The sequence below is a fragment of the Actinomadura sp. NPDC048394 genome (assembly GCF_040651755.1).
GTDB lineage: Bacteria > Actinomycetota > Actinomycetes > Streptosporangiales > Streptosporangiaceae > Spirillospora > Spirillospora montaniterrae.
Map to the genome: position 1 here is coordinate 1 of NZ_JBEZJL010000031.1, position 14,574 is coordinate 14,574.

Consider the following 14,574-nt stretch of genomic DNA (forward strand, 5'->3'; position numbering starts at 1 on the left):
TGATTGGGCGAGCGCGAACTCGCTTCGCGAGCTTCCCGGTGGGGCTCGCCTTCGGCTTCGCCCCACCGGTCAGATAGCGCGCTCGCGTGACGGCTCGGGTCGCTGCGTCCCCGTCCAGCCGGGCTCGCCTTCGGCTTCGCCCGGCGTGCGGACGGGGGTTGGTGCTTGGGTGGCTTGGGGGTGGTGGGGGAGGTTTTAGGCTTGGGTGGTGGGTGATCGTCCTTACGTGCTGCTGAGCTGCGCGATGTCGGTCGACGGGTACATCGACGACGCGGCGCCGGAACGGCTGCGGCTGTCCAGCGCCGCGGACTTCGACCGCGTCGACGCGGTGCGCGCTAGCTGCGACGCGATCCTCGTCGGCGCCGGGACCGTCCGGGCCGACGACCCGAAGCTGCTGATCCGCTCGCAGGCGCGGCGGGAGCGGCGGGCCTCGCGCGGGCTGCCGCCCGACCTCACCAAGGTGACGCTGACCTGGAGCGGCGACCTCGACCCGGGCGCGCGGTTCTTCACCACGGGCGAGTCGCCGAAGCTGGTGTACGCGCCGTCCGGCACGGTCGCGGAGCTGGCGGGACGGCTGGACGGGCTGGGCGAGGTCGTCGACGCGGGCGAGCCGCTGGAGCTCGCGGCGGTGCTGGCCGACCTGTCGGCGCGGGGCGTGCGGCGGCTGATGGTGGAGGGCGGCGGCGCGGTCCACACGCTGTTCCTGACGTCGGGCGTGGTGGACGAGCTGCAGCTGGTCGTGGCGCCGTTCTTCGTCGGCGACCCGTCGGCGCCGCGGTTCGTCCGGTCGGGGGTGTTCCCGCAGTCGCCGGAGCGGCCGATGCGGCTGGCGGAGATCACCCGGATCGGCGACCTCGCGCTGCTGCGGTACCTGGCGGGGAGCGAGCGTGGCTGACGCGATCATGGACGACGCCGGGTGGCTGGCGCTGGCCTGCGACCTCGCGACGCTGTGCCCGCCGTCGACGACGGCGTTCTCGGTCGGCGCGGTGATCGTCGGCGCGGACGGCCGGGAGATCGCGCGCGGGCACTCGCGGGAGGCCGACCCGCACGACCACGCGGAGGAGGCGGCGATCGCCAAGTCCGGCGGGGTGCTGCGCGGCGCGACCGTCTACAGCTCGCTGGAGCCGTGCGGGAACCGCGCGTCGCGGCCGCGGCCGTGCGCCGAGCTGATCGTCGCGGCGGGGGCGCGGCGGGTGGTGTTCGCGTGGCGCGAGCCGTCGCTGTTCGCCGCGGGCACCGGCGCGGAGATCCTCGAGGCGGCGGGCGTGGAACTGGTGGAACTGCCGGAGCTGGCGGGCGCGGCGCGGGAGCCGAACGCGCATCTGCTCGCCGGATGAGACTCTAGTCTCATTTCCCTTGCCAACCCCCCTCGACCGCGTGCAATGCTGAGCCAAGCAAGCATTCGGTCAGCGGATGCGCTCCGGACTCTCCGCGGCACCCCGGCAGGAGGCACTTCAGCATGCGCGAGCACGATCGGCTGTTCATCGGCGGCGAGTGGACGGCACCGGCCGGCACCGGCACCATCGACGTCATCTCCCCGCACACCGAGGAGGTCATCGGCCGGGTGCCCGACGGCACCGAGGCCGACATGGACGCGGCCGTCGCCGCCGCCCGGCGGGCCTTCGACGAGGGCCCCTGGCCGCGGATGACCCCGGCCGAGCGCGCCGAGAAGGTCGGCAGGCTGTCGGCGATCTACGCCGAGCGGCAGCAGGAGATGGCCGACCTCGTCACCGCCGAGATGGGCTCGCCGATCCTGTTCTCGGTGTTCGGGCAGGCCGCGATCCCGCAGATGGTGCTGCAGTACTACGTCGACCTCGCCGGCACCTACGCCTGGGAGGACGAGCGGCCCGGCATGCTCGGCCCGGTCACCGTCACCCGCGAGCCGGTCGGCGTCGTCGCGGCGATCGTCCCGTGGAACGTGCCGCAGTTCACGCTGATGCTCAAGCTCGCGCCCGCGCTGATCGCCGGCTGCACCGTCGTCGCCAAGCCGTCCCCCGAGACGCCCCTCGACAGCTACCTGCTGGCCGAGTGGATCAAGGAGGCGGGCATCCCGGACGGCGTCGTCAACATCGTCCCGGCGGGCCGCGAGGTCGGCGCCTACCTCGTCGCGCACCCCGGCGTCGACAAGGTGTCCTTCACCGGCTCCACCGCCGCCGGACGCAAGATCGGCGCGGTCTGCGGCGAGCAGCTCAAGCGGGTCACCCTGGAGCTCGGCGGCAAGTCCGCCGCGATCGTGCTGGACGACGCCGACCTCGCCTCCACCATCGAGGGCTTCAAGATGGCGTCGCTGATGAACAACGGCGAGGCGTGCGCCGCGCAGACCCGGATCCTCGCGTCCCGCCGCCGCTACGACGAGGTCGCCGACGCGCTGGCGACCATGGTCGGCGGCCTCACCGTCGGCGACCCGGCCGACTACTCCAGCGAGATCGGCCCGCTCGTCGCCAAGCGGCAGCAGGAGCGCGTCGAGAACTACATCCGGATCGGCCAGGACGAGGGCGCCAAGATCATCACCGGCGGGCTGAACCGGCCGCACGACCGCGGCTGGTACGTCGCCCCGACCGTGTTCGGCGACGTCCGCAACGACATGCGGATCGCCCGTGAGGAGATCTTCGGCCCGGTGCTCGTCCTGATCCCCTACGAGGACGAGGAGGACGCCGTCCGGATCGCCAACGACAGCGACTACGGCCTCGGCGGCTCCGTCTGGACCGGCGACGTCGACCACGGCGTCGAGGTCGCCCGCCGCATCCGCACCGGCAGCTGCGGCGTCAACCTCTACAGCCTCGACCCCAACACCCCGTTCGGCGGCTTCAAGAACAGCGGCCTCGGCCGCGAGCTCGGCCCCGAGGGCCTGAACGCCTACCTGGAGCACAAGTCCATCCCGCGTCCCGCCTGACGCCCTCCCCCGGACCCGCGTGCCGTCCCGTGAGCGCCTTCACGGGACGGCACGCGACGTCTCAGCCCCATCCACCGATCGGCTGATGCGGCGGATCAGCCGCCGCGTGACCGGTCGGTCGATGCCCAGCCGAGGGCCGCTCCGCGAGCCTTGAGGTCGTAGCGAGACGACCTGAGGAGCACGCGTTGGCGATCATCGAGGTGGACGGCCTCACCAAGCGGTACGGCGGCCGCACCGCCCTGGACGGGGTGTCGTTCTCCGTCGAGGAGGGCGAGATCTTCGGCATCCTCGGCCCGAACGGGGCCGGGAAGACCACGGCGGTGGAGTGCCTGGAGGGACTGCGCCGCCCCGACGCGGGCACGGTCCGCGTCCTCGGCCTCGACCCGCAGGCCGACGGCCGGGAGCTGCACCAGCGGATCGGCGTCCAGCTGCAGCAGACCGGCCTGCCCGGATCGATCCGGGTGCGGGAGGCGCTGGAGCTGTACGCCTCCTTCTACACATCACCCCGCGACCCCGCCGAGCTGCTCACGCAATGGGGCCTGGAGGACAAGCGGAACACGCGCGTCCGCAGCCTGTCCGGCGGGCAGGCGCAGCGGCTGTACATCGCGCTCGCGCTCGTCGGCGCGCCGCGCGTCGCGTTCCTCGACGAGCTGACCACCGGCCTGGACCCGCAGGCCCGCCGCGCCACCTGGGACCTCATCCGCCGGATCCGCGACGACGGCGTCACCGTCGTGCTGATCAGCCACTTCATGGACGAGGCGGAGGAGCTGTGCGACCGCCTCGCCGTGTTCGACGCCGGCCGCGTCGTCGCTGCGGGCACCCCCGGCCGGCTCATCGAGGACGCCACCGGGGGCGGCGGCCGGATGCGGTTCCGCCCCGCCGGCGAGCTGGACCTCGCGCTGCTCGCCGGCGTGCCCGGCGTCACGGACGTGCGGCGGTCCGGCCGGCACGTCGTCGTCACCGGCCGCGGCGACTTCGCCACCGCCGTCACCTCCGTCCTCGCCCGCAACCACATCGTGGTCGCCGACCTGCGCATCGACCAGCGCACCCTCGACGACGCCTACCTCGCCCTGACCGGCGGGCCGTCCCCCCGCGACTGAAGGAGCCGCAGAATGCTCGGCAAGATCCTGGCCATCGAGTTCCGGATGCGGATGCGCGAGGTCCTCACCCCGCTGTTCGCCCTCGCGCTCCCCCTCGCCCTGCTGTTCGGCTTCGGGCTGATGCCGGACGCCACCAAGCCGTCCAAGGACCTCGGCGGGCAGAGCACCACCGAGTACATGGCCGTCCTCGGCACCGGGATCGCGTTCGCGATCCTCAGCCTCATCATGCTGCCCGGGGTGCTGTCCGACTACCGCGAGCGCGGCGTGCTGCGCCGCATGCGCGCCACCCCCGTCCGGCCGTCGGCGCTGCTCACCGCCCAGCTGGTGATCAACGCGGGGGCGGGCGCGGTGACCGCCGCCGTCATGATCGTCGTCGGTGCGGCGGCGTTCGGCACCCCCGCCCCGCGCGGCTTCGGCTGGTTCCTGCTCGCCGCCGTCCTGTGCCTGCTCGCGCTGCTCGCGCTCGGCTCGCTCGTCAGCGCCGTCGTGCCGACCGGACGGGCCGGCAACGCCGTCGGGTCGCTGCTGTTCTTCCCCAGCATGTTCCTCGCCGGCGTGTACATCCCGTACGACCAGATGCCCCACACCCTGCAGCGGATCTGCGACTTCACCCCGCTCGGCGCCGGCATCCGGTCCATGCGGGACGCCTGGATGGGCCACACACCGCATCCGTACCACTTGGCGATAATGGCGGTGTACGCGGTGGTCGCGACGCTGGCCGCCGCCCGGCTCTTCCGGTGGGAGTGACGTGCCTGACCAGCAGTACGACGTCGACGCCTGGGAGCGGCGGGAGCAGAGCGTCCTGAACGTCGTCCCGTACGTCTCGCTCGGCCTCGCGACGGCGCTGGGCCTGCTGGTGGACCACGGGTCGCCCGGCCGGATCGCGCTCCAGGCGGGGCTGAGCGCGGCGGCGATCGCGCTGGTGACGTACATGGCCGTCCTGCACCGGGACCGGCTGGAACGTCCCCGCGTCGCGGGCGCCTACTACGTCGTGCTGCTCGCCCTGATCGGCGCGCTGATCGCGATGAACGGGATGTACGGGTTCGCGATCATCACGGGGTACATGCACGCGTTCTGGCTCGGGCCCCGCTGGCGGGCCCTCGCCGTGGTCGTCTGCGCCGCGCTCGGCGCCGCGGCGCAGATGGGCGGGATCCTGCACATCGACCGCGGGGCGCTGCCCGTCTACCTGCTGGTCTTCGGGGTGAACGTGCTGCTGGCGGGCGGGATCACCCTGTTCGCCTGGCGCGTCAGCGAGGAGTCCGACCGGCGCCGGGACGTCATCGCCGAGCTCGCCGACGCCAACGCGAAGCTGGAGGCGGCGCTGGAGGAGAACGCCGGCCTGCACGCCCAGCTCCTCGCGCAGGCCCGCGAGGCCGGCGTGCACGACGAGCGGCAGCGGATGGCCGGCGAGATCCACGACACGATCGCGCAGGGCCTCGCCGGCGTCGTCACCCAGCTCCAGGCCGCCCGGCAGGCCCGCGAGCGCGACGGCGACTGGGAACGGCACCTCGACGTCGCGCAGCAGATGGCGCGCGAGGGCCTCGCCGAGGCCCGGCGGTCCGTCCAGGCGCTGCGGCCGCAGTCGCTGGAGGAGTCCGCGCTGCCGGAGGCGCTCGCCGAGGTCGCCGGCCGCTGGACGGCCCTGCACGGCGTTCCCGCCGAGGTCAGGACCACCGGTACCGTACGGATCATGCACCCGGAGGTCGAGGGGACGCTGCTGCGCACCGCGCAGGAGGCGCTGGCGAACGTCGCCAAGCACGCCGGCGCGTCCCGCGTCGCGCTGACCCTGTCGTACATGGGCGACCTGATCACGCTGGACGTCCGCGACGACGGCGCCGGGTTCGCGCCCGACCGGGTCGCGCCGTCGGCCGACGGCGGCTACGGCCTCACCGCGATGCGCCGCCGCGTCGCCCGCGTCGCCGGGACGCTGGAGATCGAGTCCGAGCCGGGCGCCGGCACCGCGATCTCCGCGAGCGTCCCCGCCGTCCCGATGGGGGACGCCGGATGACCGGCGGCACGATCACCCTGCTCATCGCCGACGACCACCCGGTGGTGCGCGACGGGCTGCGCGGCATGTTCACCGGCGAGCCCGGCTTCGAGGTGCTCGCCGAGGCCGCCGACGGCGCCGAGGCGGTCCGGCTCGCCGAGACCCTCCGCCCCGACGTCGTGCTGATGGACCTGCGGATGCCCGGCACCGACGGCGTCACCGCCATCACCCGGATGGCCGAGCGCGGCCTGCCCGCCCGGGTGCTGGTGCTGACCACCTACGACACCGACAGCGACGTGCTGCCCGCGATCGAGGCGGGCGCCACCGGCTACCTGCTCAAGGACGCCCTGCAGGACGAGCTGTTCCGCGCGGTCCGCGCCGCCGCGCGCGGCGAGTCCGTGCTGTCGCCGTCGGTGGCGACGCGGCTGATGAACCGGATGCGCACCGCCGCCACCCGTCCAGCCGCGCCCCGCGGCGACGAGCCGCTCAGCCCCCGCGAGCTGGAGGTCCTCGGCCTGATCGCGCGCGGCAGCACCAACCGCGAGGCCGCCGCCCGGCTGTTCATCAGCGAGGCCACCGTCAAGACGCACCTGCTGCACATCTACGGCAAGCTCGGCGTGAACGACCGCGCCGCCGCAGTAGCCACCGCCTTCACCCGAGGCCTACTCCCCCCCAACTCCCCCTAACCCCACCCCCGCACCCCGCCGCACCGCACTCCGCATCCCGGCCACCCCGCATCCCCGCCCCGGCTGCGCTGCACCCCAACGCCTTGGCCGCACCGCACCCCACGCCCTGGCCGCACCACACCCCACACCCTGGCCGCACCGCACCCCACACCCTGGCCGCACCGCACCCCACGCCCTGGCCGCACCGCACCCCACGCCCTGGCCGCGCTGCAACCGCATCGCGGGGGGCGCTGCGTGGCTGTGTTTTCGGCCGTGGAGCGGCGCGGGTTGCGCAGTGCGTGGGGCGTTGGGTCCGGGGTCAGGGTAGGGGCGCGACGGTCCAGCCGTGCCGGACGCGGCAGGCGCGCGCGGCCTCCGCCGAGAGCGGCCCGGCCACCAGGATCCGGACGCCGGGCATCGGGACGGCTCCGTGGTCGAAGGCCAGCGCGCGCAGCTTGGCGGGACTGACCACCGCGGCGGTCGCCTCGTACCGGAGGATCGCCTCCAGCAGGTCGCGGGCGTCCGGCTCCGGCACCCCGGCGAACGCGGCTCCCTGCACGAGGCACAGGTCGACGAGGCCGACCCACGTCCGCACCGGCACGTCCGCACCGCAGCAGACCAGGACGTCGTCCTCCCCGAGGGCGACGGCGCCGCCGAGGCGGTAGAGGTCCGCGAGCCGGTCGGCGTGCGTGACGTCCTCGCGCGGGCCGGTGAGCCGCAGGGACGCGTCGCGCAGCGGGTCCGGGGACGGCGCCTCGCCGGGCCCGGCGCCCGCGTCCAGCAGGCGGCCGAACGGGGTGGCGCCCGGCACGTCCCCGAACGCGAAGACCTGCCGCACGTACGAGTCGTCCGCCGCGGGCAGCGACCGCGCTGCGGTCTCCTCGCCCGTCAGCAGGAAACGCGCGCCCGCCTCGTTCATCATCGCGGCGAGTTCCTCTGCGGACGCGTCTGGCGGCAGCGGCGCGGGCACGGCCCCGGCCGCGCCGACCGCGTGCACGGCGAGCGCCAGGTCGCAGGCGTCCGTGAGGTGGATCGCGCCGACGTCGCCGCCGCGAACCCCGTGCCGGCGCAGTCCCTGCGCCGCCGCGGGCACCGCCTCCGCGAACCGTGCGCGGCGGAGCGCCCGTCCCCGGTCGACGACCGCCGTCCGGTCCTCGCCGCTCATCGCCGCCAGCACCGTCCGCGTCACCGTCGCGTCGGCGACTCCCACGCCGCCGGTCTCTCCGTCCAGCATGCGGCCGACCGTACGCGCCGCCCTCATCCGGTCACATCCGAAGACCTGTGTAGACACATGTGTAGCCGCCTCGGTGAAGGGTCAGGTGAACGGGCCGAGGCCGGCGCGTTCGAGCAGGGCGCGGCGCTGGACGCGGCCGCCGGGGTCGCGGGGGATCTCGTCGACGAGGTGCACGGCGACGACTCCGCGATGCCCGGCGACGTGGGTGTCGAGGTAGGCGAGCAGGTCGGCCACGGAGGTCTCGTCGGTGACGACGGCGAACGCGTGCGGCGCCAGGCCGAGGTCGTCGTCGGGGACGGGCGCGACGGCGGCGTCGGACACGGCGGGATGCGCGGCGAGCACCGCCTCGGGTTCGCCGGGCGGCTCGGGCCGGGCGCGGCCCACCCGGCCGAGCACGAACACGCGGCCGTGGTCGTCGGCGAACGCGGAGTCACCGGTCGGGAGCCAGCGGACGGGGACGGCGGCGGTCGGCGCCACCGGGAGCCGCACGCACAGCTCGCCCGGCTGGTAGGACGGCTGGCCGGCGCCGGTCCGCGGGTGGACGACGGACCACCTGACGCCGGGCAGGCCGCGCCCGACGGAGTCCAGGGTGCCCTCCTCGGCGGCGCGCAGGTTGAGGTGCGTGATGCCGGCGGCCTCGGCGAGCCCGTAGGCCTGCCTGACCGGGCAGCCGAGCCGGGCCGCGGCGGCGCGCGCGTCCTCGGCGGCGAGCGGGCCGCCGGCCGCGACGACGGCGCGCAGCGTCCCGAGGTCGTAGCGGCCGACCGTGCGGTCGCGGGCGAGCGCCTCGACCAGGGGCGGCGGCAGCACCGCGACGGTCGCGTGCCACCGCTGCAGCGCGCGCAGCAGGTCGTGGCGGCCGCCGCCGGTGAAGGCGACGACCGTGGCGCCGAGCCGGAGGGCCGGGTTGAGCACCCCGTTCAGCCCGAGGACGCCGGTGAGCGGCAGCGCCGTCAGCACGGTGTCGGCGGCGCCGATCATGCCGGCTTCGGCGACCCGCACCAGTCCGGCGACCATCTCCGCGTGGGTGAGCCGGACCGTCCGGACCGGGCCGGGCGGGCCGCCGGTGCAGGCGACGAGCGCGGGGTCGCGGGACGCGTCGACGCGGACCGCCGACGCCGAGGCCCCGGTGAGCAGCGCCGAGAACGGCTCGGTGCCGGGTTCCGCGCCGAAGCAGAACAGCCGGCGGTCCTGCCCTCGGACGTCGCGGGCGAGCCCCGGCCAGGTGATCACCGTTCGGGCCCCGGCGGACTCCAGCAGGTGCGCGGTCTCGGCGGCGGGCAGCCCGCCCACGGGGAACGGGACGGCGCCGGCGGCGGTCACCGCGTGCAGCGCGAGGGCGAACTCGGGACCGCCCGGCAGGTGCAGGCCCACCACGTCCCCGGGGCGGATCCCTTCCCGCGCGAGCCCCGCCGCCGCGACGCCCGTCCGCGTGGCCAGCTCGCCGTACGTCAGCGACCGGCCGGACGACGCGTCCGCCACGGCGGGCCGGGAGGTCTTGGCGGCATCGGACCCGGCCCCGCCGAACACGGCCCGCGTCACGGTCGCACCGGGATACGCGGCGGCCGCGCCCACACCGTTGGAGATCATGCACCGACGCTATGTTGGACGCCGCGTCCAGCACATGCACCGGACTACGCAGGCAAGGTCGTATTCAGCACCCCCTCACCCACTCCGGGGTGTGTACACACCCCCCTCAATCCTCGGCGGGCAGGGTCTCCACGACCCATGCGGCGATCTGTGCACGGGACGAGTAGCCCAGCTTGGTGAGGATGTTCGTCACGTGCCGCGCGACGGTCGCGGGACTGATCACCAGCTCGTCCGCGATCCCGCGATTGGTCAACCCCCGCGCCACGAGCCGCGCGATCTCCCGCTCCCGCACCGTCAACGTGCTGGGCGGCGTGGACGGCCGAGCACGCCCACCCCCCTCCAACTCCCGTCCGCTCCCCTCACGTACTCCCTCCACCGAACTCCCCAGCGCCCCCGTTAGCCCCCCACCCGGCACCCACTGACCGCCCCCCTGCGCCCCCGCAACGCCAGACCCACCTCCACCCCCGAAAGCAGAGCTCGACGCACCTCCACGTCCGAGATGAGTCGTCTCTTCCGCCCCCCGCACCGCACTCGACGACGACCGCCCACTACCTGCTCCCTCCCACCCACTACCCGGCCCCTCCCAGCCGCGGTCTCCCACATCTCCCCCTCGCGCATTCCGGAACCCCGTCTCCTGCACCGCCGCCGACTCGCCCCCCATGCGCTGCCGCCCACCCTCTTGCCAATCAACCTCCTCCGCGCCAACCGCCCCCGACGCCCGTCCGCCGCCAAATGACACTGCCGTCGCCGCCCCCTCCACCACGTCCGCTGACCCCTGCGCCTCGGCCGTCGCCCCCTCAGAAACTCGCCCGCCAGACTCCCGCCAACCGCCTTCCTGCGCAGAGTCCGTCCCCCGCTTCCGCGCACCCCAGAATTGCGAAGCTGCTGCCGACCCCCGCGCCACCCCTGCAGCCTTGCTGCCCAAGCCTTGGCTCCCACCCTCCTGTCGACCAACCTCCCGCGCACCGACCACACCCGGCTCCTGCGAGTCCCCGAACCACGACGCCGTCGCCGCCCCCTCCACCACGTCCGCTGACGCCTGCGCCTCGGCCGTCGCCCCCTCAGAAACTCGCCCGCCAGATTCCCGCCCACCGGCCTGCCCCGCAGAGGCCGCATCCGGCTGCCGCTCGCCCCCGACGGGTGACGCGGCTGGCCCCTGCGGTCCCTCCGCCCACCCATCGTCCAAGCCTCGTCGCCCAGCCTCCTGCCAGTCGGCATCCGACGCAGTGGCGCCCTGCTCGCCCACACCACCAAACGACGACGCCACCTCGGCCGCCGCGCCGCCGCGAACGCGCCGGCCGGACTCCGGCAAGCCGGCGTCCCGCCCACGGGCCTCGCCCGAACTCCCCACATCACCGAACGACGACACCGCCACCACTGACCCCGGCGCCTCGGCTGGCTCACCGCCGCGAACCCTCCGACCGGACTCCTGCTCGTCGGCATCCGGCGCGTCGGCCACGCTGGGCTTCTCCGCGCCACCGAACGTCGACGCCGCCATTGGCCCCGCCGCCTCGGCCGCCCCGGTCGCCTCGCCGCCGCGAACCCGCCGGCCGGAGTCTGGCCAGTCGGCATCCGGCGCGCCGGACACGCCGGACTCCTCCGCGCCACCGAACGTCGACGCCGCCATTGGCCCCGCCGCCTCGACCGCCTCGACCGCCTCGACCGCCTCGGCCGCCTCGCCGCCGCGAACCCGCCGACCGGACTCCTGCCAGTCGGCATCCGGCCCGCCGGACACGCCGGACTCCTCCGCGCCACCGAACGTCGACGCCGCCATTGGCCCCGCCGCCTCGACTGGCTCGACTGGCTCGCCGCCGCGAACCTGCCGGTCGAACTCCTGCCCGCCAGTGCCAGGCGCATGGGCCTCGCCCGGACTTCCCACATCGCCGAACGACGACGCCACTGAACTGGGCGCCTCGGTCAGTTCACCGCCGCCGCGAACCCACCGGTCGGACTCCGGCCAGTCGGCATCGGGCGCGCCGGACACGCCGGACTCCTCCGCGCCGCCGAACGTCGACGCCGCCGCTGGCCCCGCCGCCTCGGCCGGCTCAACCGGCTCGACCTGCTCGCCGCCGGGAACCTGTCGATCGGAGTCCCGCCTGCCGCTGCCGGGCGCATGGGCCTTGCCCGGACTCTCCACGCCACTGAACGCCGACGTCGCCGCTGGCCCCGCCGGCTCGGTCGGCTCGATGCTGCGAACCCGTCGGTTGGAGTCCCGCCGGCCGGTCCCGGGCGCATGGACCTCGCCCGGACTCCTCACGCCACCGAACGACGACGCTGCTGAACCGGGCGGCTCGCCGCCGGGAACTTGTGGGCTGGAGTCCGGCCGGCCAGTGTCGGGCGTATGGGCCGCGCCCGGTTTCTCCGCGTCGCCGGACGGCACCGCCGTCGGGTTGGCTGACTCAGCGTCTGGGACCTGTCGGCCGGGCTCTGGTCTGTTGGCTTGTGGTGTGTCGGTTGTGCCCGGCTTGCGCGCGCCCCAGAACCGGGACGCCGATGCCTGCGGCGCTTCGGTCGGCTCACCGTTCGAGGCTTGTCGGGTGGGCTTCTTTGGTCGGCTCGGGTCCAGCTTCTGTCGGACGGGCGTCTCTTGCTTGTTCTCGGTCTCGGCTGGTCTTTGTGATGCGGTTGGTTGCTTGCGAGCGGGCTTCTGGTTGGGGAGTGCGGGTGATCGTTCGTGTTCCGGTGTCGGTGGTGACTGGTCTTGGATTGCGCCGGTTGCGTGTGCTGCGGGGGTGTGGGGTGGGCGGCTGGAGTCGTCGCGGGTCTGGGGAGCGGCTGGGGGTTTGGTGTCTCGGGTGGGGCGGGGGGCGGGGGTTTGGGGGTGGTTGGTCGCGCGGGTATGCAGGGCGTAGTCGACCGCGTCGTCGGGCGGCATCGCGCGGCCTTCGCCCCAGAACTGGGCGACGAGGGGTTCGCCGAGGCGGCGGCGGATCGGTTCGAGCATGCGTTCGCGGCGGGCGCCGGCGCCGGGCTGGCGGCCGGTGGCCTCGCGGAGCGCGGACGCCGCGCCGGCGAGCGTGACCGCGCCGCGGGCGTCGCCCTCGACGGCGGCCAGTTCGGCGAAGGCCTCCAGGGCGCGGGCGATGTCGAGGCGGATGCCGGACGAGCGGCTCAGCGACAGGCTTCGCGACAGCGCATCGCGCGCGGACGCCGTGTCCCGCTGTTCCAACGCGACGCGGCCGATGCCGGCGAGCGCCCTCGCCATCTCCGGGCGCGCCCCGATCTCCGCCAGGATCGGCAGGACGTCGGCGTAGTGGGCGCGGGCCGCGCCCGGGTCGCCGCGGAGCTCCGCCAGCCGGCCGAGGCCGATGATGGCGTGCGCGGCGCCCCAGAGCTGTCCGATCTCCCGCATCACCGCGGCGCCGGCGTCCAAGTGCTCGCGGGCCTCGCGGAGGCGGCCCCGGCGGATCAGCAGGTACCCGCGGGTTATCCGGGCGTAGGCGCGGACCCATTCCCGGCCGGGTCCGGCGGCGATCGCATCGGCCTCGTCCAGCCGCGCGGCGGCGTCCTCGAACCGGCCGGCACGGGCCAGCGATTCGGCCAGCGTGACGAGGGCGGACGCGGTCGCGAGCGGATCGTCGGCGTCCCGGCACGGGCCGAGCGCCTCCTCGGCGTACCGCGCGGCCTGCGCGAAGTCGCGGCCGCCGACGGCCAGCTGCGCGCGGCCGGCCAGCGCCGCGCCCAGGGTGCGCGGGTCGGCGCCGGACGCGTGGGCGAGGAACCGGTCCGTCCAGTCGGCCCATTCGGCGACGCGTCCGCGGACGATCCAGAAGGTGCGCAGCGCGGTGCACAGCCGCAGGCCCTTGGCGATGTCCCCGCGGTCCAGCGACCAAGTGAGCGCGGCTTGGACGTTCCCCAGTTCGGCGTCGTACCGGCGGAACAGCGCGACCCGGTCGGCCCATGCGCCGGGCACCTCCGCCAGGGCGAGCCGTCCGTCGTGCTCGGCGGCCTCCAGCACCGTGTCGCGGTGCCGCATCCGGAACTCCGCGTCCTCGCCGGCCTCGGCGAGGCGTTCGGCGGCGTACTCCCGGATGCTGTCGAGCTGGTGGAACCGGATCTGCCCCGCCATCTCCCCCACGACGGCCACCAGGGACTTGTCGACGAGCGCCGTCAGCAGGTCCAGGACGTCCTCGGCGGGGAGCGCGCCGTCGGCGCAGACGTGCTCGGCCTGTTCGAGGGTCCAGCCGGCGAACACCGACAGCCGGCGCAGCAGCGTCCGCTCCCGGTCGCCGAGCAGGTCGTGGCTCCAGTCGATCGCCGCGCGCAGCGTCCGCTGCCGGGGCGGCGCGGTCCGGTCGCCGGCGCTGAGCAGCCGGAACCGGTCGGCGAGGCGGCCGGCGATCTGCTCGACCGACAGCACCCGGACGCGGGCGGCCGCGAGCTCCAGGGCCAGCGGCATGCCGTCCAAGGCCCGCGTGACCTCCTCGACGCCGCCGGTGACGTCGAATCCGGGGCGGGCGGCGCGAGCACGGTCGGCGAACAGGCGTACCGCCTCGTGCGGCTCCAGCGGCGGGACCCGCCAGACGTTCTCGCCCGCCATCCGCAGCGGCTCGCGGCTCGTCGCGAGGACCCGCATCCGCGGGCAGCGGGCCAGCAGCAGGCCGGTCAGCTCCGCGCACTCCTCGATGACGTGCTCGCAGTTGTCCAGGACGATCAGGACCGACGGCCCGCGGAGCGCGTCGGCAAGGGTGTCGGCCGTCCGGCGGCCCTCCTCCTCCGCCACGTCCAGCACCGCCGCGACGCGCCGCGCGACCGGTTCGGGCGTGCCGTCGGGGCGGACGCCGGCGAGTTCCACGAGCCAGACACCGTCGGGATGGGCGTCCAGCATGGTCCGGGCGACGTGCAGGGCCAGCCGCGTCTTGCCGATGCCGCCCGCCCCGCACAGCGTGACCGCCCGCATGCCCTCGAGGAGGCGGCGCAGGTCGGCCACGTCGCGCTCGCGGCCGACGAAGGCGTTGGGTTCGGCGGGGAGGTTCGTCCTCAGGGGAGAGCTCGGCTCGGTCATGCCCCTCCTGCCGTGTCCGAAGAGTCCGGCCCGCTGCGTTCCGTGCCCTGGTGCGGCGCGCGGCCCGGGAAGTCCGGGTCGCTCTGTGAGTGTGTCATCG

Annotated in this window: 10 protein-coding genes; 7 read left to right on the forward strand and 3 right to left on the reverse strand. The window is 74.9% G+C overall.

Annotation, left to right across the window (positions count from 1 at the left end):
- Window positions 1-208: 208 nt before the first annotated feature.
- From AB0C78_RS23150 to AB0C78_RS23180, 7 genes are all read left to right on the forward strand, one after another.
- Window positions 209-895 carry a dihydrofolate reductase family protein gene (locus AB0C78_RS23150; protein ID WP_360751109.1) on the forward strand — a complete coding sequence of 229 codons (687 nt, stop codon included), beginning with the start codon at window positions 209-211 and terminating at the stop codon, window positions 893-895.
- A 7-nt stretch (window positions 896-902) separates the two neighbouring features.
- Entirely contained in the window at window positions 903-1,337 is a 435-nt protein-coding gene (locus AB0C78_RS23155) for a deaminase (protein WP_360751318.1), read from the forward strand.
- Window positions 1,338-1,459: 122 nt separating this feature from the next.
- A complete protein-coding gene (locus AB0C78_RS23160) occupies window positions 1,460-2,893 on the forward strand; it encodes an aldehyde dehydrogenase (RefSeq protein WP_360751111.1) in 1,434 nt (477 codons plus the stop codon).
- Window positions 2,894-3,078: 185 nt separating this feature from the next.
- Window positions 3,079-3,993, forward strand: coding sequence for an ABC transporter ATP-binding protein (locus AB0C78_RS23165; RefSeq protein ID WP_360751113.1), 915 nt, complete (start codon window positions 3,079-3,081; stop codon window positions 3,991-3,993).
- Between the two features lie 12 nt (window positions 3,994-4,005).
- Complete coding sequence (locus tag AB0C78_RS23170) at window positions 4,006-4,740, forward strand: ABC transporter permease (RefSeq protein WP_360751116.1); 735 nt, start codon at window positions 4,006-4,008, stop codon at window positions 4,738-4,740.
- A 1-nt stretch (window position 4,741) separates the two neighbouring features.
- Window positions 4,742-6,001, forward strand: coding sequence for a sensor histidine kinase (locus AB0C78_RS23175; RefSeq protein WP_360751118.1), 1,260 nt, complete (start codon window positions 4,742-4,744; stop codon window positions 5,999-6,001).
- Entirely contained in the window at window positions 5,998-6,666 is a 669-nt protein-coding gene (locus AB0C78_RS23180; protein WP_360751120.1) for a response regulator transcription factor, read from the forward strand. Before AB0C78_RS23175 ends, AB0C78_RS23180 begins: the two co-directional genes overlap by 4 nt.
- 298 nt (window positions 6,667-6,964) lie before the next feature.
- Here AB0C78_RS23180 and AB0C78_RS23185 read toward each other — a convergent pair whose 3' ends face one another.
- The 3 genes from AB0C78_RS23185 to AB0C78_RS23195 all read right to left on the reverse strand — a co-directional run bounded on the left by AB0C78_RS23185 (window position 6,965) and on the right by AB0C78_RS23195 (window position 14,474).
- The gene (locus AB0C78_RS23185; protein ID WP_360751122.1) at window positions 6,965-7,879 is read right to left on the reverse strand and encodes an AMP-binding protein; all 915 of its coding nucleotides are present in this window, start codon (window positions 7,877-7,879) and stop codon (window positions 6,965-6,967) included.
- A gap of 81 nt (window positions 7,880-7,960) precedes the next feature.
- The gene (locus AB0C78_RS23190; RefSeq protein ID WP_360751124.1) at window positions 7,961-9,469 is read right to left on the reverse strand and encodes an AMP-binding protein; all 1,509 of its coding nucleotides are present in this window, start codon (window positions 9,467-9,469) and stop codon (window positions 7,961-7,963) included.
- A gap of 106 nt (window positions 9,470-9,575) precedes the next feature.
- Complete coding sequence (locus AB0C78_RS23195) at window positions 9,576-14,474, reverse strand: LuxR C-terminal-related transcriptional regulator (RefSeq protein ID WP_360751126.1); 4,899 nt, start codon at window positions 14,472-14,474, stop codon at window positions 9,576-9,578.
- Between the last annotated feature and the right edge of the window lie 100 nt (window positions 14,475-14,574).

Coding starts and splice junctions, on each gene's coding strand:
- AB0C78_RS23155 (WP_360751318.1), top strand. CDS start 903: ATGGACGACGCCGGGTGGCTGGCGCTGGCCTGCGACCTCGCGACGCTG.
- AB0C78_RS23160 (WP_360751111.1), top strand. CDS start 1,460: ATGCGCGAGCACGATCGGCTGTTCATCGGCGGCGAGTGGACGGCACCG.
- AB0C78_RS23170 (WP_360751116.1), top strand. CDS start 4,006: ATGCTCGGCAAGATCCTGGCCATCGAGTTCCGGATGCGGATGCGCGAG.
- AB0C78_RS23180 (WP_360751120.1), top strand. CDS start 5,998: ATGACCGGCGGCACGATCACCCTGCTCATCGCCGACGACCACCCGGTG.
- AB0C78_RS23185 (WP_360751122.1), bottom strand. CDS start 7,879: ATGCTGGACGGAGAGACCGGCGGCGTGGGAGTCGCCGACGCGACGGTG.
- AB0C78_RS23190 (WP_360751124.1), bottom strand. CDS start 9,469: ATGATCTCCAACGGTGTGGGCGCGGCCGCCGCGTATCCCGGTGCGACC.
- AB0C78_RS23195 (WP_360751126.1), bottom strand. CDS start 14,474: ATGACCGAGCCGAGCTCTCCCCTGAGGACGAACCTCCCCGCCGAACCC.